Below are 25,338 nucleotides of genomic sequence, written 5' to 3' on the forward strand. Positions count from 1 at the left end.
TATTTTACTTGCTTTCCACAGACTCCTTATCCAAGGATTTATCGCCAGTTCCTTTAGATCCAGTTTCTTCATTTGTTGGTCGAAAGGAATTTATAAACATATTGACCTCTTCGTATAATCCCAAAACGGTTTCTGGATTATCTATCTTGTCATAGTCAAACCAATCAGGTTTTTTAACAATTAAATTATCGAGAAAAGCAATAGCTTCTGCTAGGAAATAACTTTCATTAGGTAGGGTTGATAATGAAGCATCAGCTAATAATTGTGACATTTTAGTACCTATTGCAACTCTATCGCGAATAGAAGGGAACTTTACAACGAAAGTCCCCTTTACTTTTTCCCCTTGAATTGTGCTTTCAAATTCAATTTCTTTTTCTCTAGCACTTAAATCTGTAAACTCTTTTAATCCTTGCATCTATTTTATTCTCCCATATCGCATGATAAGAATTGTACTGTAGCATTTTCACCTGCTATAGCGTTAGCTCTAATAGTAGTTGTGTAATCACTAAAAGTACAACCTCTGTAGACTCTAAGTGTTTTATTGTCCCATTTGTTTATTACTTCTATATCGATAATATCTTTTTGAAGAATATCTTCTCCAAGCCCTATATATCCAACATCTGCCAAGTCTGTATTTCTTAACATATATCTTTCTAGGGTGAAAGTACCTTCATATCTATTTTGTACGTGTTCTTGTGGCATTATTGAGCCTATCTCATACACTCCTTCAGTTCCATAAGAAATTTTAGGATCTAATGATTGTGCTCTGCCAACTACTTGTCCTTTAATTTTTAATAGGACGGTTGCACCAGTTACAACCGTTTGTTTTTCTGCACTTGCCATGTATATTTACCTCTCTAACTTTCTTGATCCATGATGGATAGTTCTTCACTGTAGAATGTGATATCGATAAATGTGAAGTTAGTTACTTCTGTTGGTGCTACATCGAATGTTAGATATACTCTGTCATTCTTTTTTGATATATTGACATTCTTATAAGCAATAATTATTCCGTCTTTCTTGTATTGTTGTAAAACAGAAATAGCTCTGTTTCTTGCAGATTCAAGTACAGAATAAGGTGTCAATTTACCAGTTAGCATCTTATCAAGTTGTTTTCTAATTTCTTTAGAAAGTTGGTCGGCAATAGCTCCTGTAGATCTTTCAACCTTGAGTGGGTCATTATATTGTGCAAAAGTAGTGTAGTCCCATACAAGTTTAGGGTAGAAAATCAATTGATTATCTCTACTAGCAACCATATCGTCAAATAGAACTCCATTATCTATAAGCTTGTTCTTATCATCTTCTGGATATGTTTTTTCAGGTTTTAAATAGTTGAAAACATCAGCTGTTGCACTTTCAACACCTAAGAAAGCAAATCTACCAGCATACATAGCTGCATGAATAAATGCAGGATATAGTTTATTGTTAAAGTCATAGATACCTTGACCAGTAAATTGGACTCTTTCATGTTCTAATTGAGATTTGAAATTAACTTGTTGTTGAACTGATATATTGTTAGCAGCACCACAGACTAGTCTTCTTTCTTTGCCATATCTTTCACTCATCTTAATTACGTGTTCTCTACATTCAGCGATAATCCCAATATCATCAGTTAGTGGAACGATGTAGTCGATATCGTATTTTCCTAATTTATCTAAGAATTTGATAAAGGATCTAGCTTCTCTTCCTTCGCTTCCACCTGCTAGTAAAGTAAATGGATAGTTTTCATAATTTGAAACTTCTCTATTTATGATAGTTACCTCAACATATTCTGATTGAGTCTTAGTTGTTTTTTGTATATCTCTTAGAACACCAGTAATTGGAGTTGTTTCTGTAATCTCTTTCTTATCAAAGAAATCTAAATCCAATACTGACAATTCAATATTTGCAGTTTTAACAGGTTCTATATCGTAGTTTTCGTAACCCATTAAATAAAGTGCTAGACTTCTAACGTTTCTATATTGTGTAGGGTCAAGGTTAAGGTCGATATCAACCTTTGCTGTTTCTGCATTCTCGCCAATATAGGTTTGAAGTTTTATAGAATCACCTTTACCATTAGATATGATTGAAATACTAGCGTATTTTTCATCACCGGTATATTTAATAGAAAAAGCACCACCCAAATTGTCGAATATCTCGTACTTATCTGATTTAGCGTCATAGATAGTCAAGCATTTTGTATTGGCTGATGCTCCGTCTGTTAGTTTGTGTGATATTAAGTTGTTTTCTTCTCCGTAGTCTTTTGAAGTTATTGTATAAACAAATTCTGACTCGGTTACAGGTGCTGTACAAGGTATTAGGAATGTATCGCCTTGATTGTATTTACCTTGGCCAAAAGTTATTTTAATTCCATCTCCTAAATCCTTATCAGTTGCATTAGCTGTTTCTTTTAGTGATAGTTCTTCGCCTATTTGCTCTCCATCTGATGCTAAAGAGTATTTATATGTTGCATCAGAAATATCTCTAAGTCCAGTTGATGTAATTTCAATCTTAAAGGTTTTGTTTTCTTTGCCAGTATAATCGCCTTTTACTGTTAGGCTTCCAGTTGAGTTAGCGTGTTGAGTGCTTATTACCTTTCCGACTGTTGCCGGTACTTCTTTCTTTTGGAATACATTTCCCATTGACTTTGTAGCGTCATTTGATCTTATACAGAAAATTTGATCTGCTCCACCTATTTCTACTCCATCTTTTGTTTCAATAACAGGATCGTAAGCTTTTAAAGCTGCATCTAAAAGATATCCACCTTTTAGAATTTTGATAGCATCTTCAGGGTCTTCTATGATAGTTATTTCTCCAGGAACGCCACCTTTAGAAGATCCTATTAATGCCATATTCTTTGCTCCATTGGTTTTAAATATTCTCATATTACTTTCTACATGAGAATAAACACCTGGTTTTCTGTATCTTACTTTGTGAAAATGGTAGCCTTTTTTATATGCCATATATTTACTCCTTATTCAATTTCAGCAGCAAGAATTTTGTCCCACTCTTCTTGGCTTTTGTATAATTGGCCATTAAGTTTGACTCTTATTGCTGCTTTGGTTTCTGCTCTTACATTTCCTTTTCCAATAAAATATTCTTTAAAGGAAATTAGCCTTTTACTCTTTTGAGGTTCTTTCTTTACCTCTTGTTTCGCTTTTGGTGCAATTTTCTTTTCCGTCATCATCTACTCCTTTACGATTAATAGATATATCGTTAATAGTTGTTCCTAAATTGAATTGAGAATCTAATTCTCCTGCAAATTCATCAAATCTATAGTATGTCGTTGTATATTCACAAGATAAAGTTAAAGCCCTTCTATAAACAAAAAAGTTTATATAATCTGGTATAGGCTCTAAATCTCCACCACTTAAACTTGATAAGATTATGTTTTCTTCCTCAAAATCTTTTCTTGTTGTCAATAAGCAATATTTTGTTATTGCATACAAAAAAGAAGTGATAATTGCGTTATCACTCCATATTTCACACCTTATATTTGTTTGCATTTGAATACTTTCTTGTATTGGGTGTCTTATATTCTTTGACCAATTAAGATAATTACTATCTGATTCATTTCCTATATAGTTTTCGTCTATACCATTTCCCAAACCATAAGAAACCTCTTGATCCGACTCCACCAAGACAACAATACAAGGTAGATACAATTCTTCTCTAGGATAGCTTGATCTCACGTTGATTTTGTATTCTTTTATGAATTTTTTAACGTCTTCGTTAGTTTTTTCATCTGCGTATAAAAAAAACTTATCTATCAATTCAACATTGTTAGATAAGTAATTCAAAACTTTTTTTATTTTGCTTTTTACAAACAAGTCCAGCATCTGTATCATAGGTTAGCCTCCAAATAATCATATGAAAATTTTTCAGCCTTTTTACTAACCTTTGGAAAAGCTTTAATACCTTTTAAGCCTGGATGAAACCAGCTTTTTGGATCTGACTTATCTGATACTCTCCTAAAGGTTAAATACTGACTTCTTTTGGCTCCGGACTTATATGTTTTGGTTTTTCTTACTAGATAATCATATTTAGAATTTTTCCACTTATATCCTGTATTAGATCTTTGTGGTGAATATCCTAAATCTCTTACAAGACTTTCTTCAAGGTATTGACCATATTTTAAATTTTTAGCAGCTTTTAATATCTTAGGTGGTAATGATCCTCTGCCTGCTGTTCTGTGCCTAAATGGTATTGTTAAATACCAACCTGGCTCATTTTTTCCATCTACACGTCTAACTACTTTTGTTCTTTTGGGTGACTTAGAAAAGCCTATTTTTTCATCAAACTTATTACAACCATTTTCAAGTAAGGCTGGGAATTTTCCATTTAGTTGCACATAGCCTTTTAATGGGCCTTCCATCGTTACAGCTGATATAGCTTGCTTATAATCTGTGCTAGTTGATCTTAATTTTGTATTTGCTTCATAAATAAGTTCATCTCTAGCATAAGATAGAGTTGCCTTAACCATATCACTTGCTACTGTATCTATAGCCTTGTATATATCAGTCATAAGCAAATCCTCCGTCTTTTTCTAAACTAGGTTCATATTCCCTTTTAGCATTAACCGTATTACCATAAGCAAAATTTATTCTAGTTGCTAGGTACTGCTTTGGCATAATATCTGTTTGAGGCTCTTTTAAGCCTTTAGATACATTTACAGATCTTAATTCATGAGTCATCTCTTTTATCATATACTCTGGGCTAGTTAAGTATAAAACACTTACTCTTGCTCCATTTGGGGGTTTTGAGCTTTCATCTATCCATTCTAAATGGTGTTTATCTTCACTAATTTTAAAATCTATATTTTCATCATAGACATAGTCGCCTACCATTACAAAAATAACTTTCTTAATCGGTCTATAGGTGCTGGAGGTTTTGTTGCCATTAACTGTAACAACTTGTGAATATCTACAGTCGATTTCATAAAAGTCTAATTTATCATGGTAGGACATTATAATATCTCTTTCTGGGGTAATATATACTGTCCCCGGCTCTGATATTCCTTCAAGTTTTAAAACTTGTTTACCATTAAAGCTAGTAGCAACAACCTTTATTTCTTTTCTTCTAATGTATCTATAGCCTTCGCCCTTGCAATAAGGGCAATGCGGATCTGGCTGACCTTCAATCATGCACTCACAAACAATAGATTGATACCATGAAGCGTTATAACCATGAGTTTCTATTAATTCATCAAAGTTTTTAGGTATAAAACCTGCATTAGCTGCCATAATATCCTCCTACAAAACAACTGAATCAAACCTGGCAAAATATTTCCTAATTATCGGAGTTAATTCTTCTAGGTCTTTTCTGTACTCTAGGATACGCGCGGATGCTCCACCATACATAGCTGATTGAGTTGTTCCTATAGATTGACTTAAACCATCTATTGATACAGAAGATGAAGCAATACCAGCACCTATAATCTGATCTCCCCATACTTCAAATATAGTTATAGCAGCGTATTTGAAGATCCAATCTAAAAGATTGTGTGGAATTTCTTCCTTTTCCATACCTGCTTTATAATTAATTGAAATTGCCATTGGCATATAAGATCTTGTCATAAAATATGGTACAGCTACACCTATAGCTGGGTTAATATAATTTACACTTCCTGTTGTAGGAAAAATTGTCACATCTCCAACTCTTTTATCAAGTTGTATCCATTCTTTAGGAATTTTAAGTATTTTCTTATTGCCCATTTTATAGGTTATAGACTCAATTTCTCTTACTGGTCTTTTAAATAACGGTGTATATTGGTAAGAGTCAAAAAGACTGTTTCCCTCAAAGTCGTGTAATTCATCTTTGATTTCTCTAGGGGTTATACAAATATCAAATACTTGCTCTGCCCTATCTATAGCTGAATTAAGGCTTGACACTAAAAATGTTCTTGAAAATGGTGTGCCATCATAAGTCATTAGGTCTATACCTTGGAAGTGATTATCTATTAAATCTTCGGTTGTAAGCCCTTTAATCTTTATAAGGTTTTCTGCCGCTTGATCTGTTGGTAATGTAAATTTTTCTCCCTGGTCGTATATATTTTCATTAGAAGAGGGATTCTCTTCATCATACATATTGTCATAGTATTTTCTCATACCCTCCCCTTTCTATGTTTATTTATCAAGCTTTAAAAGAGTTTCTATAAGCTCTGCTTTACTAGATCCTGCTGGCGCTTTTTCTCCTTTAGCCTTGATTAGTTCTTTTAGTTCTTTTATAGATAAAGTTTCATAGTTAACTTCTTCTTTTTCAGCATTTAAGCTTTCCACTTCTACTTTCCCTTGACCTAAAGTTACTTCTTGTATCTTATTTGTATCTTTATTAGCTTCTGACTTTTCTTTTTTATTATCATCAACCAATTCATAACCTTTAAGTCCTAAAAGTTTTTTAGCTAATTCATCTTCTATTTCAACCATTCCGTATTCATCAAATTTAACAGAATTTTCTTCATCTATGATAAGTCTTGAATTAACTAAATTATCATTTTTTATCAGCATAATTTCTCCTTAAAGAAAAACTAGGCGATAAGCCTAGTCAATCTTGATGTTTTTAATTGTTACAAATTTCTTTGGTGCATATACTATTGGTGTACCATATAAGAAAATACCAAATCTTCTTACTGGGCCAGTCATTGCATATGGTAATTTAAAGGCTGGTAGCAATTGTCTAAAGGTAATAGCTGACTCATCAAATTGGCCTATAACTGCTTCACCTGTATTTGGCAATACTTCGTTTTTATCAACAAAGATTGTTTCAGCGGATTTTTCTCTTGATTTTGCGCCGACTCTACCTATTTCATAGAATTTAGATCCATTATCTTCTGTTCTATAGATTACAAAGTATTCTGGTGCAAAAATTTGTGTATCTGAATTTTTAATTGTTAATTTTACGCCTTTTTTGATGTTTTCAGTTGCAACTGTTACCGCATCTGTTTCTACAGCTACAGATTTACCTTTGTGTGAGTATGCAACTACTGCATATTTGAAAGTTCCACCTTGTGCAAATTTAGCTGGGTTTTTAGCATCTTCGTCAGCTACTGCTGCTGTTACTGTTGGTGCTGTTGGTGGTTCTTGTCCATAAGCTGGTGCATTGGTATCTAATACTTCCATACCTCTTCTTAAAAATACATCTGGGATTAAATCAACAGTTCCGCCTAATGTATTAAATTTAGTTACAGTAGTACCTGCTACCATTTCTCCTGCTTCAACACTCATAATTGCTCTTTGATTTGGATAGTATTGCTCACTAAATTTTTGTGCAACATTCATTGGTAGATAAGCTTTAGTTGGTGTACCATAGTTGTCTAAAATATTTGTTGCTGCGTTGTTAATGTGTTTATCTTCTAGATATTTACCTCTTAAATCTACAACATTATGATCTGCTGTTTGTTTTAAAATACCATTCCATTGTAAGCCTTCTTCATCTGCTGGTGCTAGTGTTGAATCACCATAGAAAAGTGCTTGTTCAGCTTGACCTAAAATGAATTTCATTCCATTTTGAGTTTCTAATGCTTCTGGTTCTGAAACAGTATTTACTAATCTCATAAGATCGGTTACTGATCTAGTTACATTTAAACATTTAACTTTTGCAAGTTCTCTTTTATAGCTTGATGTTGTATCAAGTCCTGCAATACCCTCTGGTTGGAATCCTGGTATATCTTCTCCGTAAGAATCAACTACGTTATATTCTTCAACATTAGAGAAAGCTCTTGATTTTGGAATATCTCTCCAAAGTTTTAGGTGTTGTTCAGAATAAGTTAATGTCTTGATTGTGTTTTCTAGTGACTCTGGAATTATAGCTGCGCCACCTTTTGCTCCAGGGTTAATTTGTGCAAAATTATTTGTAGTTAATGCCTTATAAAGGTCTTGTACTTGTGTTTGTGTTAATGAATTAAATGCCATGTTTATTACTTCCTTTCTTAAATTAAGTGTTTTTCAATAATTGATACTAAAGCTTCAGATAAAGGTGCTCCTTGTTCAGCTTTACTTACATCTAAAGCACTTACATTTCTATTGCCTGCTAGAAATTCATTTGATAGAATTTCTGCTCTTTGTGATTTTGATAGGTCTTTGTAAGTTTTCTTTTCTTCTTCGTATTTATTAAAAACTTGTGCGTTTTTAACTGATTTTCTAATGTTATTGGCTCTACTTAGTTTTTTGCTTAATAGATTAATTGACTTTTCAAGCTCTTTATTTTTTTCAACTACTTCATTTGCATTGTCAGTATTAATTTCTAATAGATCTACAACTTTCTTTAGATTTTCTGTTAAATCATCTAATCTACCATTGATTTCATCTAAGCCTAAATCATCTTTAATTCTGTCAAGCAAGTCATCATAATCGACTTCTTCTGTATCTTCGTCTTCTTCTACTTGCTTTTCAGTTTCGTTTTCTTCTTCGCTTTCTTCGTCATTTTCAGCTATTTGGTCATCTTCGGTTTTTTCTAATTCTTCATCATTTTCGATTTCTTCATTGTCAGTTTCTTCATCAGCGATTTCTTCATCAGATGCTTCTTCTTCATCTTCGCCTTCGCTAAAATCGTAAACTATTTTTTCATCATCATCTTCTGATTTAGCAACTTCATCTTCGCTTATATAATCTTTGTCTACTTCATCTTCATTAAAGTAGTCATCTGCTACATTTTTTAATAGTCTATTGAGTTTTTCATCAATGCCTAATTCTTTTTCTTTGTCCATTTTTACTCCTTAAAGTTGATTATTTGGTGTACTTTATCTTCCATTTCAGATCCATAGATTCCTCTAAACATCATTAGATACAGCTTAATATCGTCTTTATTCTTGCTTTTATTTAGCTTATTTTTAAAAGTTTCTAATGTTTCAAGCACTTGCCTATCCCCATCTAAAGCCTTTTGATAATAGATTTTGCCATTTTCTAAGCTTTCTTTTAATAGGGCTTTTTGACTTGTCGAACAAGCTGTCATTGACTTAACTATTGCATTCCATGTTGCATTAGCATTACAAGGTGTGCTAGTTACTGCAACATTTGTCACTCTTGCCTTTAGAATTTGTCCCTTTTCGTCTTCTTTGAGAATTTGTCCTTCGATAGAAAAACCTAATCTTCTAGAAGTACCGGACTTCTGTAGGGCTATTGCGGTTTCCCAAAATCTTCTGCCATCTGCATTGTCAAGTAAGTATCCCTCTAGGTATAAACCTTCTTTTGTGATTTTTGTGTTTTTCTTATCAGGATAACCAACAATTCTTGAATTATCGTGATCTAAATTTAAAAATCCTTTTTCTAAAAAAGATGAAATATCAAGGCCATTTTGAACAACCTTTTCGCCTTGATAATCAAGATCTGGTGTACTTGCCAGCCCTTTAATCTTGCCTATAATTCCTTTTTGAGAGTTTAGACTCTTTGATTCATCGCTTTTTATAAGGTCTACTAAAGGTACATAAATCTGCATATCCCTCACATTCTTATCCTCCTTTCTCAAAGTTCTTGCTCCCTACCTCCCACCCTTTATTCATAGATATGCAATAAAAAAACACCTATGATTTCTCATAAGTGTTTTAGTGTTTGTATTAATTTTTATTTTAGATCAAAGGCTTTATATACTTATCTGCTATTCTTTGCTCCCCTAATTCTACTAATGCGTCATAGCATTCTTGATATCTATTTTCTCCATCGACTATTAGATCTGTATCAAGTGGCATTAGTTCAAATACAATTGCTCTGTAATTATCTTGCCCTTCTACTTCTTTTAAGATTTCATTTATCATTTCTTTTATGTTTCTTATTACTTTTGCCATTTCTTACCTCCTAAAATGATAAGGCTAATGCATCTATTGCATCTAAATCTTCATCTTCAAGAAATTTAGTTATTAATACTGCCGCTATTTCTCTATATTCAAAGCTATTGAGCGCTCCTTCTAATGATATAGTACCGCGTTTTAGTTCTTCAACAAGATTTGCAATTCCTGAACTTCCTAAATCATTTTGTATCTTTTCTACTTTGTCTGTTCTTTCTAGAACCTTTGTTTCTATAGCTTTATATTTATTGCTTATTGCTGGGTCTTTTTTGCTATCTTGATATTTATCTAATACATTTGCTAGAAAATCTCCGTTTTTAGCTGTAAGTTGCTTGTAGATCTCTCTACCTATACCATGAGTCCCTTCTTTTCTAACGTTTTTAAATTCTTCCAAATCCCAAATACAAGGTAAGCAATGTGCTATTTGATCAGCGTATGAATGTATTTGTCTATCGGTGTCTTTTCCATGAACTAAATTGCTTATAGCTTGACCTGCGGTTTCTACTAGAGTTTCTTCAAGAGGTTTTAAGGATTCTCTTCTTTCTGGTGTGCATAACTTGTCTGGATTTGCTGTAACAGTTTCACTTACCTTAGCGTGCATACATTCATGTATAGCTGTTTTGGTTTCGTGAACTGGATCCCCGGTTTCAGCGACTAAACATATTTCATGATTGTATCTTATTCCATCATTATGGACGGCGAATCTACATAGTCCTACTGCATTTGATCGCCCCGTATTAAATGCTTTCCCATTTCTTTTGCTATATAAAGGTAAATTTAATCCTAGCATATCCATAATTGCTCTGCCCTTTATATCGGTGTGCATATCTTTAATTGGTTTTATTTTTTCTACTAATTCATTAGTAGTTTTTACTTCTTTATATTCATACTTTGGGTCAATCTTCTTTGTGCCTAGTCTGTATCTGAACTTACCAGCTTGTTCGCCTGTTAGTGTTTTTTCTCTAGCTTTTATTTTTTCCTTTACTGCTTGACTAGATCTTTTTTCTTTTAAAACTTTGTCTTCTGCGGCTAATTTGTTGACTAATTCATTGCTTTTGATTTCTTCTATTAAATTATTAATGGCTGTTTGTGCCATATCTCTTACGCCTTCTCTATCTTTGGTATCACCAAAAACTTTATTTCTATTAACATCATATTTTAGATTAAATAAAGTTTCGTTTGCCCTTCTGCTAGCAGCTTTTGATTGGTGTCCTCCGCCGATCTTACCTATAAGTTCTTGCATTGCTTTCACATCTGGTTTAATCCATGTATGTGAATGTGTATTTTCTATATTTACATCTGCACCTAATCTTTCAAGTAATGCTTTTTCTTGCCTTGCTGTCAAATTAGGATTGTCTGTTAGTCTATTTATATCTTTTGGATTAGATTCTTCTTCTTTTGTCAAATTTTCTAATAGGCTTTTGGCTTCATTAAAAATTGCACCAGCAAACTTGCCACTATCGCCTCCATTGACCTTGGTGTAGAATTTCCCGGAATCCATATCATAGTACATTTTCCCACCTTGTTCATTTATTGCTCTTTCGCCTATTTTACCTTTAAATTCTGGATTGTTGCTGACTTTTCCTGCCAAATCTATTCCTAAATCATTAAAGTATAATCTCTTTTCACCATTCTTATCCCATAAAGATGCGCCTTTTTGTTGCAATCTTCTAAATTGGTATTTGGATAAGTTCCCATAAGTATTTGCCTTGCTATTTTCATTATTCTTGGCTGGACTAGTTTTCTTTTCTGGCTTTTGCATATCGTTAATAGATAATTGATTGGTTTTTACTTTTGGTCTTTTAAAATTACTTGCTATAAAATCTTGCAATGATCCATGCTTTCCTGCTTTTGTGTATAGGTCTAATACTTCTTTTTCTGATAAGCCTTTAGCTTTTCCATCTTTGCTATCAAAAGATACCTCTATATTTTCTGGTAGTTTCATTTGCTTTTTTGCAATTTCCATAGCTTTATTACCGGATTTATATCTTATTCCATAAAATGTTTTGTTTTTGCCATTTATTAATACTTTTACCGGAAATAGATGCGCTCTGTTTTGTACAGCTTTTATTAGGCTTTTAAAGTCCTTTATAATTATTCTCATTTTCTCGCTCCTTTGTTGATATTTATGTATCTGTTTTTCTTATCTAGTTCTTTAAATTCTTCTTCTGTTAGTATTCTTTGCATTGCAATTTTGTATTTTTTGTTATATGGATACTTGTTAGCATCAATTAATCTTCTAACATTTTCAGCATCTTTTTTGCACAAAAAATGGGCGTACTGTTCATAAGCCCCACCCTCTCTTTTAAGTAACCATTTACGCTCTGGTAGTTTTGGATAATATTTTATTGTTAATTTCATGACCTATGTTTATTTTTATTTCAACGTTTTGTATTTCACAATTATTTCACTATTAACCTAATAATTCTCCATTGCTAAACATAATGTTTTTTTGCTTTTTATAGATATCAAAATAAGTTTCTTGCTTATCTCCATTTTGTGTACACTCTACATATATCCCATCTAAAAGAGTTGTAGAAATTAGTATTTTATTATTTTGTAGAATTTTACAAGACCAAACAACAAATATATCTTCAATACTAATATTCTTATTAAAGTTTTCCTTGTAATACATAATTAACCATTCTTTACAAGCTTTTTGAAATTTATAACTATCCATTTTATTCTCCTTTTTAACGTAAAAAAAACACATTAGTTTTTACTAACGTGTTTAAAATAATATTTATTAAATTTACATTCCTGAATTGTTCATTCCTACTACTTGCCAATAACCTAATGTATCACCTGTCACAACTTGTGGCCATTCCTCTTTTAGATAATTAGCAACGTCTTGCCATTTTCCCTTTTCATCTTGAGATAGTGTATCCCATTCAGCTTTTTCTTTTTCAAATTCACAAATTATTTTTATTTTATTGTTTCCCTTTTGCATAATTATTTCCATTAATACATAAGAGATAATTCATAAGCAGTCGATCCTACGCAACCGTGCATTAAAATCTGTTCAGTGATTTTCCCTGCTTTTAAATCGGCTAAATGGTCTTCAAAATCTTCTCTTGTAGTCTCTTCACCTTCGCCTTCAAAGTATTTGTTAACTTCTTCATCACTTAAGCTAGGCCATAACTCTTTAAATTCTTTTATAACCTTGTTTTTATAATCTTCATATTTTGCCATTGCCTACTCCTTTAATATATTGTCTCGATAATTATAAGCATCTTCGTATGCTGTTTCCCCATTAAATTCTTTGATTTTACTCTTTTGTTTTGACCATTTTTCAAATTCTGTGTTGCCATCATATACGTAAAAAGCTATATCTTCTTCTTTGTCATAGCCTTCTCTCCAAAGAGGAGGTTTATAGTTTTTATCAAATTTGCATCTACTATATGCTGTAAACCCGATTTCAGAATAAAACTTATGATTGCCAATAAAACTATCTAATTTTTTACCACCTAGTCTTACAGCTTCTTTTAATAAGTCTCTTCCTCTGATATTATCATTACTATTTTTACAAACTGCTTCAATATCTCCTTGATTAGTAATGGCAAATACACTACCACCATCAGTTCTATAACACTTTAAGTCTTGGCATTCTTCTTCTGTTTTAGAAGACACTCTCCATCTTTTGTATTTTGGCATAGATTCTATAGCTTCGCTTAAAGCCTTTACAAACTCTTTAGGTTCGACTTCTTTTACTTCTACTTTAGGATCTTCTTTGATCTTTTTAGGTTTTAGTGTTTCTTGTTTTTCTATTATAAAATTGTGCTTTATAAACTCTTGCAAAGTTTCATTTGGATTTTGCTTTAGGTATTGGTCTATTAGTTCTTTTTCACTTAATATTATACCATGTTTTGCTTTACTTTTAAATGATAAATTGCTATTTTGGGCCACTTTCATTTGTTTTTTTATTTCATTTAAGGCTATATTGGGATTTTTCCATCTTTTAGCTCGGTGTACTCCATACTTGTCTTCAACTTGAGTCTCCATCAATACGAGCTTTGATCTGTCTAGTTTCTTTTCAAGGATATTTTCAAGTTCTAATTCTTTATTTACTAATGCAAGTGACTTTTGAAATAGACTTTCTTGTGTTTCTTCACTTTCTTCTGTATCGTCTTCTTCGCCACTATCTTCAAAGTCAAAACCCATGGAATTATCCGATGGTAGCATTTGTTTAGCTTGTAGATAGTAAGGATTTGCTATTATATCTCCACCTTCAATTTCTGCTAGTCCTTTTTCTGCTCTTACTTCGTTAATTGTCATGTAAGATTCTGATTTTTTCTTTGCTAGGTCTACTTGATCTGATTCTGATTCTTTATCTATTCCATCAAAGATAAAAACATATTCATCTTCGGTATTAAATTTAGAAACTATAAATTTGTTTATTGTGTTTTCTACAAATCTTAATAGTGGAAATAGTCCCTTGGCTTTTGAGTTGTCTATTTTCTTTTCATCTCCTGAAAATAGACTAGATCCCTTGCCACCTACACCTCCGTTATTAGGGAAGTTTATTTCTGCTGGGTCTATTTTATATGCACCACAAATTATGTTTATTAGATAGTTTACCCATTTTTCAAATACCATTTCACCTCCTGACTGGGCAATATTAATAAATTCCAATTCGCCTGGTAGGGTAAAGACTGGTATTTTCCATGCACCTTTTTGACCTGTGACTTGAGTTCTCCATTGTCTTTTAAATGATTCTAGGGTCTGTCTATCTCCTGGTGCTGGGCCATTTTTTTCTCCTTTAATATTTAGTATGCCTTTTGTCATACCACCTTGTTGGAAAAATCTCATATTGTAGTCTTCTGCTTCAAGGTATGAAGTAAGTTGTCTTACTATAGTTTCTATTTCTGATAGGCCATAAGGTTGACTATGTACACTAGTTCTTGGATTTCTTACTGCAAAGGCCATCTCATCTGCTGTAAAGCCTGCTACTATCTTTCCGTCTACAACTTGTACATAGGATAATTTTTCTCCATCTCTGATATCTATATCATCTGCGTAGGCTGATTCTTTTAGGTCTATATTATCAAGGGCTGGTTTTATTGTAGCTGCATCTACTGCCTCAAAGGCTTGAACAAACTGACCTGTAACATCATATTCTAATTCAAAGTTGACCTGGTCGTATGTCAATGAGTCTCTGATTATTTTTCTAATAAAGGTGTCAAATCTGTCGCGATTAGGATCATTCCCTAATCCACAATTTTCTATAAACTTTTCTATAAGGTCTATGGTTTTTTCTTGTTCTTCGGTCGGTTCTTTGCTGCTATCTTTCAGCATTACCTTAAAGCCTACACCATCTGTAGCATATTTGGATCTGGAAGTAAAAGTTCCTACTTGGTCTATTCTAGTCGATATAATATTTGAAATAGGAGCTACTTCCAGGGATATTTTCTCTAATAATTCAAATGATAGCTTGTTTTCCTTTTCCCTATAGTTAGTTGATACAAACATATCCTCCATAGGTGATTCATTATCATAGTATGAATATTTAAGCCTTGGCACAAATTGGTCGGCGTTGAATGAGCCTCCCTTGCTGGCAAAGTTTACTTTTATTCTTTTATCTTCTGTCATTCAACTTTCCTTTCAAAAATCATTCTGCCATTTTCATCAAAAGTAGCATTGTCCGGCAATACCTCAATCATACATTGGCAATGTGGGTGAGTAACTCCTACAACTGCTTTCCATTCGCTAGTCTTTTTCCCATAATTACTGCCATTAGCTATTAGATCAGCAAGTAAAAATACCTTTGGGGTTTTCCCATCTTCTTCTAGGTAAAGACTTGAACAATGTTTACAAGCTCCTTGGCTTGGTCTTTTGAACACTTTTGTTTCAAGTCCCTTGTTAGAATATGGACTATTACCCTTAATTATTCCATCTGCTATGCCCTCATTTTTGCTATTGATTAATTCAGTTTTTACAACCATATCCCAATCTTGTTTAGTATCTTGAGTTATTTTTCTTAGCTCTGTAGCAATCCATGTATCTCTAGGTCTGTCATCTTTAAATACTTCATCAATAACTGAAAATTCTTTTTTAAAATATTCAATGCTCGCACTTGAAACCTTGTGCCTAAACTTATCTAATTGATAATCAAGACCTTCTTGAACACATTCTTGACTTATCTTGTATATAGGGTTATCACTAGGCTTTATTTCTCTTATGAGTTTTTCAAATTCACTAGGGTCTAAATCAAGATCTGGATGTGAAATATCAATCTGCCCTTTTTTGTAAGCTCTTTCTAATATTGATTGAAACTCAACTGGTATATTAAGCTTCTTTGCTAGACTTGGATCTATCTTTCCACCTCTAGCAACCTTATTCAAAACTTTTAAATATCGGTCAAGAATAACCTTGACTCTTCTATACTTTTCTCTTGGGGTCATTCTCGCCTCCTAATATTATTAAAATTGGTAGGGCGGATAGGATTTGAACCTATATCTTTAGTCTTCTGAACTAATATTCTGCCTGGTTAAACTACCACCCTAAAAAAATAAGCAACTTTTTAGTCGCCTATTAATACTCGATATATTTCTTTATTAGCTTCTTTCATAACTCTATCAAAAATAATAGATGCTTCCATCTGCAAAACCCTTAAATATTTATCTTCTAAAGGATATTGAGCTGTTTCTGTATTTATTGTCTTTCTATTAGATTTGCATAAGCATTTAAGCTCTTTATTTGCCTTTTTAAAGCCTTTTATTTTTATAGTCATAGGATTACTCCTTTAAGTTCTTTTCTTTTTATCTGAATTAAATTACTTGTAGTATTTTAGGTTTTAACACTTAAATTTCTATTTCTTTATTCCTAAATAACTGCATAAAAATAGCAGCTAATACATCTACTACGATTGCATTACCTGCCTGTTTATATAACTGACTATCACTATTTACTTTTCTTGCCTTATAAAAATCTTTATCTTCTATTCCCATGAGTCGCCAAAACTCCAATGGTGTTAGTTTTCTGATTCTAAAATCATCTGTAACCACTCCCCTGTCATTATTACAAGTCAAGGTTTGGCTACAATCTTTCTGCACCCTACCCCTACGATTGTTACAAGTAGGATTAATAAGGTCTATACCGTCGCCTTGGTGGGCTTCTAGGTAACCTTTTTTAGTTCCGTTTTTAATTGGTATGGTTTTATTAGTATCGCTTGTAACTAAATAATTGTCTTTTCCAACCGTTGTCAAAGTATTTGAAGTTCCATCTTTTTTTAATTCTAATTGTTGAACAAATTTATCATCTCTAAGTCTGCCCCTACTTGCTGCAATAGCTGGTAATTCTACCGTTACACAAGGCTTACTACTATTTGATAGTAATGTTGGTGATAAACCATCTGCATTGTAAGTTCTAAATTCACTTGGATTAGTTCGTCTTTGATGCTTTATCTTATGAGTTTGTACAATTTTAGCTTCGTTTATTTCATCTATACAAGGTTGAAGTCCTCCACCTTGACAAGTATTTAGAGTTGGGCTTATTCCCTCTTTGTCAAATACTCTAAATCTTTCTGGATTGTTTCTATTTCTGCTATTGAGTTTATGAGTTTGTATAAGCTCTGGTTCGACTACAACATTACCTTCGCTTTTCCTTATAGATATTCCTCTTTGCTTTGTTGTCACACAATTAGCAACTTCTTTTTCTTTGGGATCATTAATCGAAGAATCGAATACACTTTTATATTTAATATCATAATTTCTCACAATACCGACAAGCTTTTTAACTCGTTCACTAGTCAAATAATATTTTTCATCTACATTTTCTTCTAAGATATCTTTAAGTCTTGTTTTTAACACCTGCTTTTCTGGAAATTTAAAACCTTGATTATCATCCAGTATTGATATACAAAATACCCTTTCTCTATTTTGTGGTACTCCATAATCTTTTGCATTTAATACCTTTGAATAGTTTGTATAACCTAAATTAGTTAAGATATCAAGCCACTTTTCATAACCCGCTTTATTTTTCTTAAAGGTTAAGGCTTTTACATTTTCCATAAGTAAATATTTAGGTCTTTTAGCTTCTATTATTCTTTCACACTCCCAAAGTAGACTACTTCTTGTGCCACTATCTTTTTCAAATCCTTTTTGTTTGCCGGCCATAGAAATATCTTGGCATGGAAAAGAATATGTAAACAAGTCAAAATCCGGCAAATCTTTAGGATCTATTTTGCATATATCTCCAAAATTTTTAACCTCACCATGTATAGCTTTATATGAGTCAATAGCAAATTTATCTATTTCACAAATTCCCACTACTTCATGGTCTATATTCGCCCTTTCTAGACCCATTCTTTGCGTACCTATACCGGCAAAACTTTCAAAAACTCTTAACATACACCAATTCTCCTTAAAATAAAAAATCGTACGATTTACGCACGATTAATTCACGATTGTTTTTGTTTTTCTGGCGACAAGAGAGGGATTCGAACCCTCGCACCTTTTAAGGTCTAACGGATTAGCAATCCGTCCCCTTGACCGCTTGGGTATCTTGTCACAAAAAAAAGACGGCAAAAACCGCCTTAAATAAATTATTATATTTAAAATTCTACTAAGTCCATCTGGTAACCTTTAGATATTTTAGATCCATACTGTGTATACTTATCAACTCCTATTAGTGCATAAGCTAAACAACAAGCCAAATGATCTGGGCCTTTTCTTGTTGCTACTTGGTAAATGTATCCATCTTTATCTCTATCAAGGATTTGTACATTTATCAAATGTTTTGTAAGTATCTGTGTCATCTCATCTTGATAAGAATAAAAGCCTATAAAACCCTGCTTTACCGCTTGTATAGTCCTTTGCATCTTAGAAGTTTTATCTACCTTTACCATTCTTCTTTGATCGTTCCAATGATCTGTAAAGTTTACTGCTGAATAGGGGCCAGTAGTAGTTGTCCATGTACAAGCATAGGCTGAATATGGGAAAGCTCTTAATAATTCTGTATTTTTATCTGCACCATAACCGGCATCTGCTATTATCAAATCTGGATTAAATGGCTTTAACAAAGATATTACTTGCTTAACATCCATTAGTGGCATTATATTAGAACGTTTAAATTCTCGCATACACACAACTTGTAAAGTCATATTAGGCCTAATTCCAATAACCAGTACCCATGTAGGTTCTCCCCAATCTATACCAGCTATGTATGCTATAAATTCATCTGTTCTATTGATTTCTTCATGACCTGCTACAATATGAGTCTTTACATCATTTTCCCCTATCTCTAAACCTTTATTGGCATAAGGTTCTCCTAATACATAATTATAGAATAACTGTTTGAATGGATATTCTAATTTTCTACGCATAATAGAATCTGCTGAAATGTGTAAAGCATTTAATTGTGAAATAAAATAACCTCTAGTATCTTTGATTTGAGGTTTTTTAGCAATCCATTTGCCAACCTGCCATCTGTCTAAAGGCTTTCTACATTTAATGCACCTATATTCATAAGTGCCATTTTCTATTTCTTCTGTTATAGGATTATATCCATCTTTTACTTGAATAATATTATCTAAAGTTATTTCTTGCCAAGTATTACAATGTTTACATTTGTATAAATATCTTCTCTGATCTGACTTTTCGTATAATTCATTTATTCCAATACCTGGTAATGTTGGTGTTGACCATCTACGCATTAATCCATACTTAGAAGATGACATTGACTCTTTAAAAGCTAATTCAGTTCCTATCCTCATTCTGTCGTACTCATCTGCACAATACATATCAATATCTGCACCCTCACCTTGTGATCCATCTCCTGATGTTCTCATAAAGATATTAGATGTGCCTATTTTCTTACTTGATACGTTATTTAAGTCTTTAGCAACTTGTCTTTGTAGATGTGGGCTGTCTTTAATAACCGGACTTACTCTAGTTCTTGAAAAATCCGCCATTTGTGCCATTGTAGGGAATGTATACATTATATTTACATTGTCGTGAGTATCTGCAAACCATAAAACTTCGGCTGTAGCTAACTCACTCATGCCTAACTGCCTAGCTTTTTGTATAACTTTATTAGGGTGATTATCATTTAAAATTGATTCTTGCCATGGTCTATGAGCAAAAGGATTATGATCTGAAACAAAGGTCATTGGCTTTGACTTTATAGGCTTATATTTTAAAGCCCATAAGGCTGGAAAGCTTCTAATAATGGTATCTTCTATAGACTTTTTAGCTAAATAGCTAGACTTAAAAGAATTTACATTATCTATAATGTTTAATTCATCCATGGTAAAATACCACCTAGACTTTGTATATTTTCACTTGTTTTATATAGGTCTAGCTCTTGCAATCCACTTGTAAAGCTAGCTTTGTTTAGGTGCAAAATATATTCTCTATCCTCAATACTGTTAGGGTTTTTTATTATAATTCTTAAATAAGGATAATAGCAAAATTTCAAAAAATCTGCATCTTCCCCATAATATCTTTTAACTGTTTCTGGATCTATAAATTCATTGGCATTTATATATCCTATAACTTTATAACCGTTAATTTCTAAAATAAGTCTTTTCTTATCTAAGCCGCTTATTTCATATTCCCTAAAATCAATACTTAAATCGTTAGAAGATTTTAATTTTCCATAAATACTAGAATAATCCATCTTTAGGCCTATTTTCTTCATCATTAGTGGTGTTTAAATGTATCAACATTCTGCTATATAGTTCTTTAAGACTATCATCTTCGCTTAATCCCAATGTATCAAGTAATAAAGCTTTATTGTCTCCATCTCCACTATCCATGCTCTTTAACATTAAACTTATATTAATTAATCGGTTTAAATCTTCTACATTTTTTGCTCTAACTCTACCCTCTGAAACGTCAATAAAAAAATTAGTAATTAGGGTATCAACAGCACCATTAATTAATTTGTCTTTGCTATATTTAGTTTTTAAATATTTGCTAGCTGAATTAATTCCCATCATCGCTAATTTCCTTTAGTTTTCTTTGTATTTCTTTTTCGCTTTTTCCTATACTTCGTAAATAATCTTCATAATAGTCTGTGGCTTTGTAATATTCTTCCTCTACGTTTTCAAGTTCTGATAATACCTTTTGTTTTTCATCATCTGGTATATGAGTAAACATTGACTGCAACAGTTGCATATATTTTTTTTCGGTGATTTCTTGCAAGTTTTTAATACCAAATTGAGTTAATCCTCCCAATGCTCCGTCTGTTAATTTATCTTTTAGTTCTATAGCTTTAAATACATTTTCTATAGTGATAAAATAGTCATTTTCTTTAATCAAGTTTTTTAGCTGATCTGCTCCGGATTGAATAACCATATCCAAAAACTCTAAATCATTTTTAAGCTTGTTTGTTTCAGAACCTGGCTGGATTTCTTTTTCTTGTTCTTCTATGAGTTTAGCAATTGGTGCTTTGTTGATAAAATCCTTTAGGTTGTTTTCTTCGGCTGAATAAGCTTGTCTTATCTTCCTGTATTGGCCTAAATAGGCCCACGATATATTAAAACCCTGCTTATCTAGATATTCTTTTATAGATTGTATGCTGGTCTTAATATCAATCATTCTATTTACTTCATCAATATATGGACTATCCATTAAAAGTTTAATTTTAGGAGGTATTTTTTTCTTGCTGTCTATCTTTGTCTTTGCAATTTTAAAACACCTCCTATTCTTCTAAATATATTGTCTTTATGTATAATTCTACTAAGGCTATGGCTCTTGCAAAACCCTCTATAATGGCCTCTTCGTCTTTGCTTGAATATTGAGAAATAGCAAGTTCGGAGTTATCTTCTATAAAGTCATGCAAATTATTAATCATAGCTTTAGATTCTTGTTCTATATCTTTATGTTCATAATCATAACTATAATTTGGGAAATAGTCCTTGACTGTGTAAGGCTTTTTAGTCTTAATAATATACAAGTTATTTTCTGATTTTTCGGTATCCATTATTTTATTATCATGATCAACTTTGCTGATATCTTTATGCTTCATAACTCTTTCCTTGCTATTTTTCACAAATTTATAAATAAAAAAAGCTTTGAATAAATCAAAGCTAGGGAAACTGACAAATGATGTAGTAGATCAAGGTCGGTAAAAATATTTCTTTCAGGAGTGTTTGGTGTAACAATTCATTTAGGCTAGACGTAGGTACTAATGGGTAAAGTGACCTTGATACTACTATACAGTTATATTATAATCCATTTTTATTTTTAATGTGTCTAATGATTTTCTAATTTTACGCATCGCCAAACATTTTATAGCTTAATACCTTTAAGGCTTCATTGGCTATATTATATATCTGGGCTCTTTCATAATGATACTTGTCCATCAACTCATATACTGCTCCTCTTTCTCCATAAGCATAAAGAGTCATTACTATATCTTTTTCTTTCTCATCAAGGTAGGTTAAAGCGTTTTCTACCATTCTAACTAGGGCCTTGTTAACTCTGTTATTGCGTTCTAACATAGCTCTCTTAGCTATATTATTTATATATGTATCGTCAAGATTTCTCCCTCCGCCTTGGACAGATTCATCCCCATACCTAACTGTAATATTAGTCAATCGATCACTAATTTCGGTTATCTTGTCATCTATTTCTTTTGTAGTAGTTCTCACTTGCAAGTATTTTTTTAAAATTTCCTTGCAAAGACATTTATAAAACTCTTGCACTATCCCTCCGTATTTTGGAAATATTTTACCATAATAAAGCATATTGATAATTATGCCTAGTTTTTCTTCGATTTTGTGATTTTTTCACACACTTTTTTGTCGATTTTTAATCGTTTTCTTTTAGTATATCGCTCCAATTGACATAATCCAAAGTAATACAATCAAGTTTTAATTCAAGTCTTTTTTTAAATCTTTCAAGTCTTACTGGGCCAAATCCAAACTCATCTTTTAGAGTTTCCACAACTAAAGCAAGAAATCTTTCTACAAGAAAAACAGTTGTATCTGACTTAGCGATTCTTGCCATTTCTTCTTTGTAGACTCTTTCGGCTTTCATCTTTTTACCTATAGAAGTGCCACCTTTGTATCTAAACATTCTAAACCTTTCTTAATTGCTTTATTATGTAGATCAAAATTAATCACATAAATATTTTTATATCCACCTGATAACCGGTTCACCTTTAAAGCCTTTTTCCCATATATACCAGCAATAGCAAACAGCACTTGACGGATAATTTGTAAAAACTCCATTTCTAACACAATTAGCCCTCTTGCTAAATACATATACGTACTTAGGTGGATTTTCTTCAAATAGTTCTCTACGTTTTACACTTTCTAAAAACTGTATTTTAAGCAACATTGCTAGCCTTTTGCCATCATCTATAATCTTAATAGAATGCTCTACAAACTCTTTAGCATACTTATAGGGTGGATTAGTAATTATATCTTCATGCCAACTTGTAGTTGTAAAAAAATCCATCCCTCCTACTCCATATCCGCGATAATACAGATCCCTAGAAGTTACATTATATTTATTTTCTTCAAGTACTTTTGAAATATGGCCCTCACCACAACAAGGCTCTAATATGTTTTTATCAAAGCTTTCTACCTTCAATAGTTCTTCAACCGCTTGTGGATCAGTAGCATAATAATCGTGTTGTACTCTTGTAAAGTCTGAATGATTGCTTGCCCCCATAATTACAAACATATTGTTATTAGGGTTATAATCCAGCGCGTTTTTATCTTTTTCTCTATCTATAATCTTCTTTTCCTCTTTCTATTTCTTGCCACTTGATCCAAAACCTTTATCACCTCGGCTGGTATCTAAATTTATTTCATCTACTTTACAAGGATAAACATTAATTTCTTGACCAAATACTAACTGGGCTATCCTATCACCTTTTTTTATAACATAAGAGTTTTTACTCAAATTTGTAAGACAAACTTTAATCTCGCCCCTATATCCACTATCAACTAAACCAGTATGACAAAGAACACCTTTAGATGATAAACCAGACCTAGCTCTAACATCTGCATAATAACCCTTATCAAATTCAAAAAATAATCCGGTTTCTATCAGTCTTGTATCACCAGATAAAAGAACAACTTCTTTATCAGCCCTTATATCCCAGCCCTGGTCTCCTTTATCTTTGCTTAATTCATATGGTGCTTTATATCTCATTCTTTTATTTCCTCTAAATTCATATTTTCAAGTCTTATTGTATGAAATTCTCTAGGTAGGCTTTTATCTTTCCAACGGACATATGCAAGTTGTGCATAGATTCCATTTGTAGCTTCTACCGTTTTTCTAATTCTATATGTGCCCAATTCCTCTACTATAAATTCTGGACTATCCACTTCTACTACCGTATTTTTATCTACCTTGCACCAATACTCTAGGTCTATGTGGTCATCTCCTACATCTACTATTGGTCCTACAATGTAGCCTTCTATATAATAGCCATATACATAATTTTCTTCGTCTATATAGCCTTTTTCCTTACCTTCTATTACAAAGTCGGTATCTTTTATAAGTTTATCTATATCTAGGATTTTTGCTTTAAACATCATAATTTTCCTCCGTATCATTGAAATATTCACCCATTACAAGTCTTCCATTTAAAACCTTGGCTATCATTTCTTGCCTTCTTCATATCAGCCAACTCAAAGCTTTCTTTAAAGAAAACTGCAATCATAAAAAAGTTAGCAATTTAAGCATATATAAATTCATAGCTCGCTAATCTCTCTTATAGCTCTCTCTTTAATTCTTAAAATAGCTTCATTTTCTCTCTTATCATAATTTTTAAACCATTTGTTTTTAAATTCCTTTAGACTTTCTCTATAAGTTTCTTCTCCATAATCACGAGACAACCACCATTCCAAATCATGAGTTAGTTCAGCAAAATCTTTTACAAATTCATTCATGAACTCATCTTGCATTTCACCAACTAAATTATTTTCAATGGTATAACAAATATAACTTAAACATCCTCCACTCATTATTTATCCCTCCATATTTTTGTTATCAATATGATTGCATTACCTATCAAGCTTCCTATAACAACCCAGAATATTGTATCTAATATATTCATTCTCCCACCTCCGTCTTATCATATAAATCTTGAAAATCCTCTGCACTAATCTTGTATCTATCGTTATTGTTGCCATCAACAAACACGATGCTACCATCCTTGAATATCTCTAAACCAAAATTAAACTCCTTTAGTAGACTTGTAAAACTGCACAATATCAAAGACATTTGATTTTTCCTTTGTATGTTCATCTCTTTACGATCCTTCTTGTATATTCATGTCCTACTAAGTAAGTCACTAAATCTTCTTTATTTTCAGCAACTGCTAACTGCTTCCACCTATAGGTCTGGCACGTTCTATTTTTTGTTAGTTCAGTATTTATAATATAAGGCTCTTTGTACTCTAAAACATAATTAAATTTCATATTTAATCTCCCCATTCCAAAGTCACAAAAACAGTATCAGTTTCATCTAAATAATTAGCATCTGACAAATCTAAAGGTGTATAAATTTCTTCACTACATCCTAAATTTCCGTTATATATTTCCTCAAACAATTCAATTTTTAATTCACTTTCTGGATCAAAATTATCGAACCATTCTAAAAAATCTTTTACTTTCATAA

At 32.2% G+C, this 25,338-nt stretch carries 36 protein-coding genes and 2 tRNA genes; all 38 read right to left on the reverse strand.

Going from position 1 to position 25,338, the window contains the following annotated elements; genetic code table 11:
- Nucleotides 1-4 precede the first annotated feature (4 nt).
- Nucleotides 5-415, reverse strand: a complete 411-nt coding sequence (locus CS884_RS06160; protein ID WP_099321095.1) for a hypothetical protein — start codon at nt 413-415, stop codon at nt 5-7.
- 5 nt (nt 416-420) lie between these two features.
- On the reverse strand, nt 421-843 hold the full coding sequence (locus CS884_RS06165) for a hypothetical protein (RefSeq protein WP_099321096.1): 423 nt from the start codon (nt 841-843) through the stop codon (nt 421-423).
- Between the two features lie 14 nt (nt 844-857).
- Nucleotides 858-2,942, reverse strand: a complete 2,085-nt coding sequence (locus CS884_RS06170; RefSeq protein ID WP_099321097.1) for a hypothetical protein — start codon at nt 2,940-2,942, stop codon at nt 858-860.
- A gap of 11 nt (nt 2,943-2,953) precedes the next feature.
- Nucleotides 2,954-3,163, reverse strand: a complete 210-nt coding sequence (locus CS884_RS06175) for a hypothetical protein (RefSeq protein WP_099321098.1) — start codon at nt 3,161-3,163, stop codon at nt 2,954-2,956.
- Nucleotides 3,099-3,827 (reverse strand): hypothetical protein, encoded by a 729-nt coding sequence (locus tag CS884_RS06180; protein WP_099321099.1) that lies wholly within the window; start codon nt 3,825-3,827, stop codon nt 3,099-3,101. The genes CS884_RS06175 and CS884_RS06180 overlap by 65 nt, the downstream gene beginning before the upstream one ends.
- Nucleotides 3,824-4,504 carry a hypothetical protein gene (locus CS884_RS06185; RefSeq protein ID WP_099321100.1) on the reverse strand — a complete coding sequence of 227 codons (681 nt, stop codon included), beginning with the start codon at nt 4,502-4,504 and terminating at the stop codon, nt 3,824-3,826. Before CS884_RS06185 ends, CS884_RS06180 begins: the two co-directional genes overlap by 4 nt.
- Nucleotides 4,497-5,222 (reverse strand): hypothetical protein, encoded by a 726-nt coding sequence (locus CS884_RS06190; protein WP_099321101.1) that lies wholly within the window; start codon nt 5,220-5,222, stop codon nt 4,497-4,499. Before CS884_RS06190 ends, CS884_RS06185 begins: the two co-directional genes overlap by 8 nt.
- A gap of 9 nt (nt 5,223-5,231) precedes the next feature.
- Complete coding sequence (locus CS884_RS06195; protein ID WP_099321102.1) at nt 5,232-6,086, reverse strand: hypothetical protein; 855 nt, start codon at nt 6,084-6,086, stop codon at nt 5,232-5,234.
- 18 nt (nt 6,087-6,104) lie between these two features.
- Nucleotides 6,105-6,485 carry a hypothetical protein gene (locus CS884_RS06200; protein WP_099321103.1) on the reverse strand — a complete coding sequence of 127 codons (381 nt, stop codon included), beginning with the start codon at nt 6,483-6,485 and terminating at the stop codon, nt 6,105-6,107.
- A gap of 33 nt (nt 6,486-6,518) precedes the next feature.
- The gene (locus CS884_RS06205) at nt 6,519-7,889 is read right to left on the reverse strand and encodes a hypothetical protein (protein ID WP_099321104.1); all 1,371 of its coding nucleotides are present in this window, start codon (nt 7,887-7,889) and stop codon (nt 6,519-6,521) included.
- A 17-nt stretch (nt 7,890-7,906) separates the two neighbouring features.
- Nucleotides 7,907-8,683 carry a hypothetical protein gene (locus CS884_RS06210; RefSeq protein ID WP_099321105.1) on the reverse strand — a complete coding sequence of 259 codons (777 nt, stop codon included), beginning with the start codon at nt 8,681-8,683 and terminating at the stop codon, nt 7,907-7,909.
- A gap of 2 nt (nt 8,684-8,685) precedes the next feature.
- The gene (locus CS884_RS06215; protein WP_143434417.1) at nt 8,686-9,411 is read right to left on the reverse strand and encodes an HK97 family phage prohead protease; all 726 of its coding nucleotides are present in this window, start codon (nt 9,409-9,411) and stop codon (nt 8,686-8,688) included.
- Between the two features lie 130 nt (nt 9,412-9,541).
- The gene (locus CS884_RS06220) at nt 9,542-9,757 is read right to left on the reverse strand and encodes a hypothetical protein (protein ID WP_099321107.1); all 216 of its coding nucleotides are present in this window, start codon (nt 9,755-9,757) and stop codon (nt 9,542-9,544) included.
- Between the two features lie 10 nt (nt 9,758-9,767).
- Nucleotides 9,768-11,861: a hypothetical protein gene (locus CS884_RS06225; RefSeq protein ID WP_099321108.1), complete on the reverse strand. Its 2,094-nt coding sequence runs from the start codon at nt 11,859-11,861 to the stop codon at nt 9,768-9,770.
- Nucleotides 11,858-12,118 carry a hypothetical protein gene (locus CS884_RS06230; RefSeq protein ID WP_099321109.1) on the reverse strand — a complete coding sequence of 87 codons (261 nt, stop codon included), beginning with the start codon at nt 12,116-12,118 and terminating at the stop codon, nt 11,858-11,860. Before CS884_RS06230 ends, CS884_RS06225 begins: the two co-directional genes overlap by 4 nt.
- A 52-nt stretch (nt 12,119-12,170) precedes the next feature.
- Complete coding sequence (locus CS884_RS06235; protein WP_099321110.1) at nt 12,171-12,437, reverse strand: DUF6275 family protein; 267 nt, start codon at nt 12,435-12,437, stop codon at nt 12,171-12,173.
- Nucleotides 12,438-12,509: 72 nt separating this feature from the next.
- Nucleotides 12,510-12,707, reverse strand: coding sequence for a hypothetical protein (locus CS884_RS06240; protein ID WP_099321111.1), 198 nt, complete (start codon nt 12,705-12,707; stop codon nt 12,510-12,512).
- A gap of 11 nt (nt 12,708-12,718) precedes the next feature.
- Complete coding sequence (locus CS884_RS06245; RefSeq protein WP_099321112.1) at nt 12,719-12,949, reverse strand: hypothetical protein; 231 nt, start codon at nt 12,947-12,949, stop codon at nt 12,719-12,721.
- 3 nt (nt 12,950-12,952) lie between these two features.
- Nucleotides 12,953-15,346: a phage portal protein gene (locus CS884_RS06250; protein ID WP_099321113.1), complete on the reverse strand. Its 2,394-nt coding sequence runs from the start codon at nt 15,344-15,346 to the stop codon at nt 12,953-12,955.
- A complete protein-coding gene (locus CS884_RS06255) occupies nt 15,343-16,158 on the reverse strand; it encodes a hypothetical protein (RefSeq protein ID WP_099321114.1) in 816 nt (271 codons plus the stop codon). Before CS884_RS06255 ends, CS884_RS06250 begins: the two co-directional genes overlap by 4 nt.
- A gap of 25 nt (nt 16,159-16,183) precedes the next feature.
- Nucleotides 16,184-16,259 (reverse strand) — tRNA-Ser (locus tag CS884_RS06260).
- 18 nt (nt 16,260-16,277) lie between these two features.
- Complete coding sequence (locus tag CS884_RS06265) at nt 16,278-16,487, reverse strand: hypothetical protein (RefSeq protein ID WP_099321115.1); 210 nt, start codon at nt 16,485-16,487, stop codon at nt 16,278-16,280.
- Nucleotides 16,488-16,557: 70 nt separating this feature from the next.
- Entirely contained in the window at nt 16,558-18,105 is a 1,548-nt protein-coding gene (dcm, locus tag CS884_RS06270; RefSeq protein WP_099321116.1) for a DNA cytosine methyltransferase, read from the reverse strand.
- A gap of 71 nt (nt 18,106-18,176) precedes the next feature.
- Nucleotides 18,177-18,264: transfer RNA gene (locus CS884_RS06275), tRNA-Ser, on the reverse strand.
- A gap of 44 nt (nt 18,265-18,308) precedes the next feature.
- Entirely contained in the window at nt 18,309-20,003 is a 1,695-nt protein-coding gene (locus CS884_RS06280) for a phage terminase large subunit family protein (RefSeq protein WP_099321117.1), read from the reverse strand.
- Nucleotides 19,991-20,398 (reverse strand): hypothetical protein, encoded by a 408-nt coding sequence (locus CS884_RS06285; protein ID WP_180753303.1) that lies wholly within the window; start codon nt 20,396-20,398, stop codon nt 19,991-19,993. The genes CS884_RS06280 and CS884_RS06285 overlap by 13 nt, the downstream gene beginning before the upstream one ends.
- Nucleotides 20,361-20,696, reverse strand: a complete 336-nt coding sequence (locus CS884_RS06290) for a hypothetical protein (RefSeq protein ID WP_099321119.1) — start codon at nt 20,694-20,696, stop codon at nt 20,361-20,363. Before CS884_RS06290 ends, CS884_RS06285 begins: the two co-directional genes overlap by 38 nt.
- Entirely contained in the window at nt 20,683-21,330 is a 648-nt protein-coding gene (locus CS884_RS06295; RefSeq protein WP_099321120.1) for a hypothetical protein, read from the reverse strand. The genes CS884_RS06290 and CS884_RS06295 overlap by 14 nt, the downstream gene beginning before the upstream one ends.
- A 70-nt stretch (nt 21,331-21,400) precedes the next feature.
- The gene (locus tag CS884_RS06300; protein ID WP_099321121.1) at nt 21,401-21,727 is read right to left on the reverse strand and encodes a hypothetical protein; all 327 of its coding nucleotides are present in this window, start codon (nt 21,725-21,727) and stop codon (nt 21,401-21,403) included.
- A 244-nt stretch (nt 21,728-21,971) separates the two neighbouring features.
- Nucleotides 21,972-22,406, reverse strand: coding sequence for a hypothetical protein (locus tag CS884_RS06305; RefSeq protein ID WP_099321122.1), 435 nt, complete (start codon nt 22,404-22,406; stop codon nt 21,972-21,974).
- 106 nt (nt 22,407-22,512) lie between these two features.
- On the reverse strand, nt 22,513-22,779 hold the full coding sequence (locus tag CS884_RS06310) for a hypothetical protein (RefSeq protein WP_099321123.1): 267 nt from the start codon (nt 22,777-22,779) through the stop codon (nt 22,513-22,515).
- Between the two features lie 57 nt (nt 22,780-22,836).
- The gene (locus CS884_RS06315; RefSeq protein ID WP_257875765.1) at nt 22,837-23,391 is read right to left on the reverse strand and encodes an NAD(P)-dependent oxidoreductase; all 555 of its coding nucleotides are present in this window, start codon (nt 23,389-23,391) and stop codon (nt 22,837-22,839) included.
- Nucleotides 23,392-23,460: 69 nt separating this feature from the next.
- Entirely contained in the window at nt 23,461-23,865 is a 405-nt protein-coding gene (dut, locus tag CS884_RS06320) for a dUTP diphosphatase (protein ID WP_099321124.1), read from the reverse strand.
- Nucleotides 23,862-24,254, reverse strand: coding sequence for a hypothetical protein (locus CS884_RS06325; RefSeq protein ID WP_099321125.1), 393 nt, complete (start codon nt 24,252-24,254; stop codon nt 23,862-23,864). The genes dut and CS884_RS06325 overlap by 4 nt, the downstream gene beginning before the upstream one ends.
- 156 nt (nt 24,255-24,410) lie before the next feature.
- Nucleotides 24,411-24,683: a hypothetical protein gene (locus CS884_RS06330; RefSeq protein ID WP_099321126.1), complete on the reverse strand. Its 273-nt coding sequence runs from the start codon at nt 24,681-24,683 to the stop codon at nt 24,411-24,413.
- 88 nt (nt 24,684-24,771) lie between these two features.
- Nucleotides 24,772-24,966, reverse strand: a complete 195-nt coding sequence (locus tag CS884_RS06335) for a hypothetical protein (RefSeq protein ID WP_099321127.1) — start codon at nt 24,964-24,966, stop codon at nt 24,772-24,774.
- A complete protein-coding gene (locus CS884_RS10600) occupies nt 24,963-25,139 on the reverse strand; it encodes a hypothetical protein (RefSeq protein ID WP_180753304.1) in 177 nt (58 codons plus the stop codon). Before CS884_RS10600 ends, CS884_RS06335 begins: the two co-directional genes overlap by 4 nt.
- Nucleotides 25,140-25,141: 2 nt before the next feature.
- Nucleotides 25,142-25,336 carry a hypothetical protein gene (locus CS884_RS06340; RefSeq protein WP_099321128.1) on the reverse strand — a complete coding sequence of 65 codons (195 nt, stop codon included), beginning with the start codon at nt 25,334-25,336 and terminating at the stop codon, nt 25,142-25,144.
- Between the last annotated feature and the right edge of the window lie 2 nt (nt 25,337-25,338).

This window comes from Anaerococcus sp. Marseille-P3625 (assembly GCF_900232825.1).
Taxonomy (GTDB): domain Bacteria; phylum Bacillota; class Clostridia; order Tissierellales; family Peptoniphilaceae; genus Anaerococcus.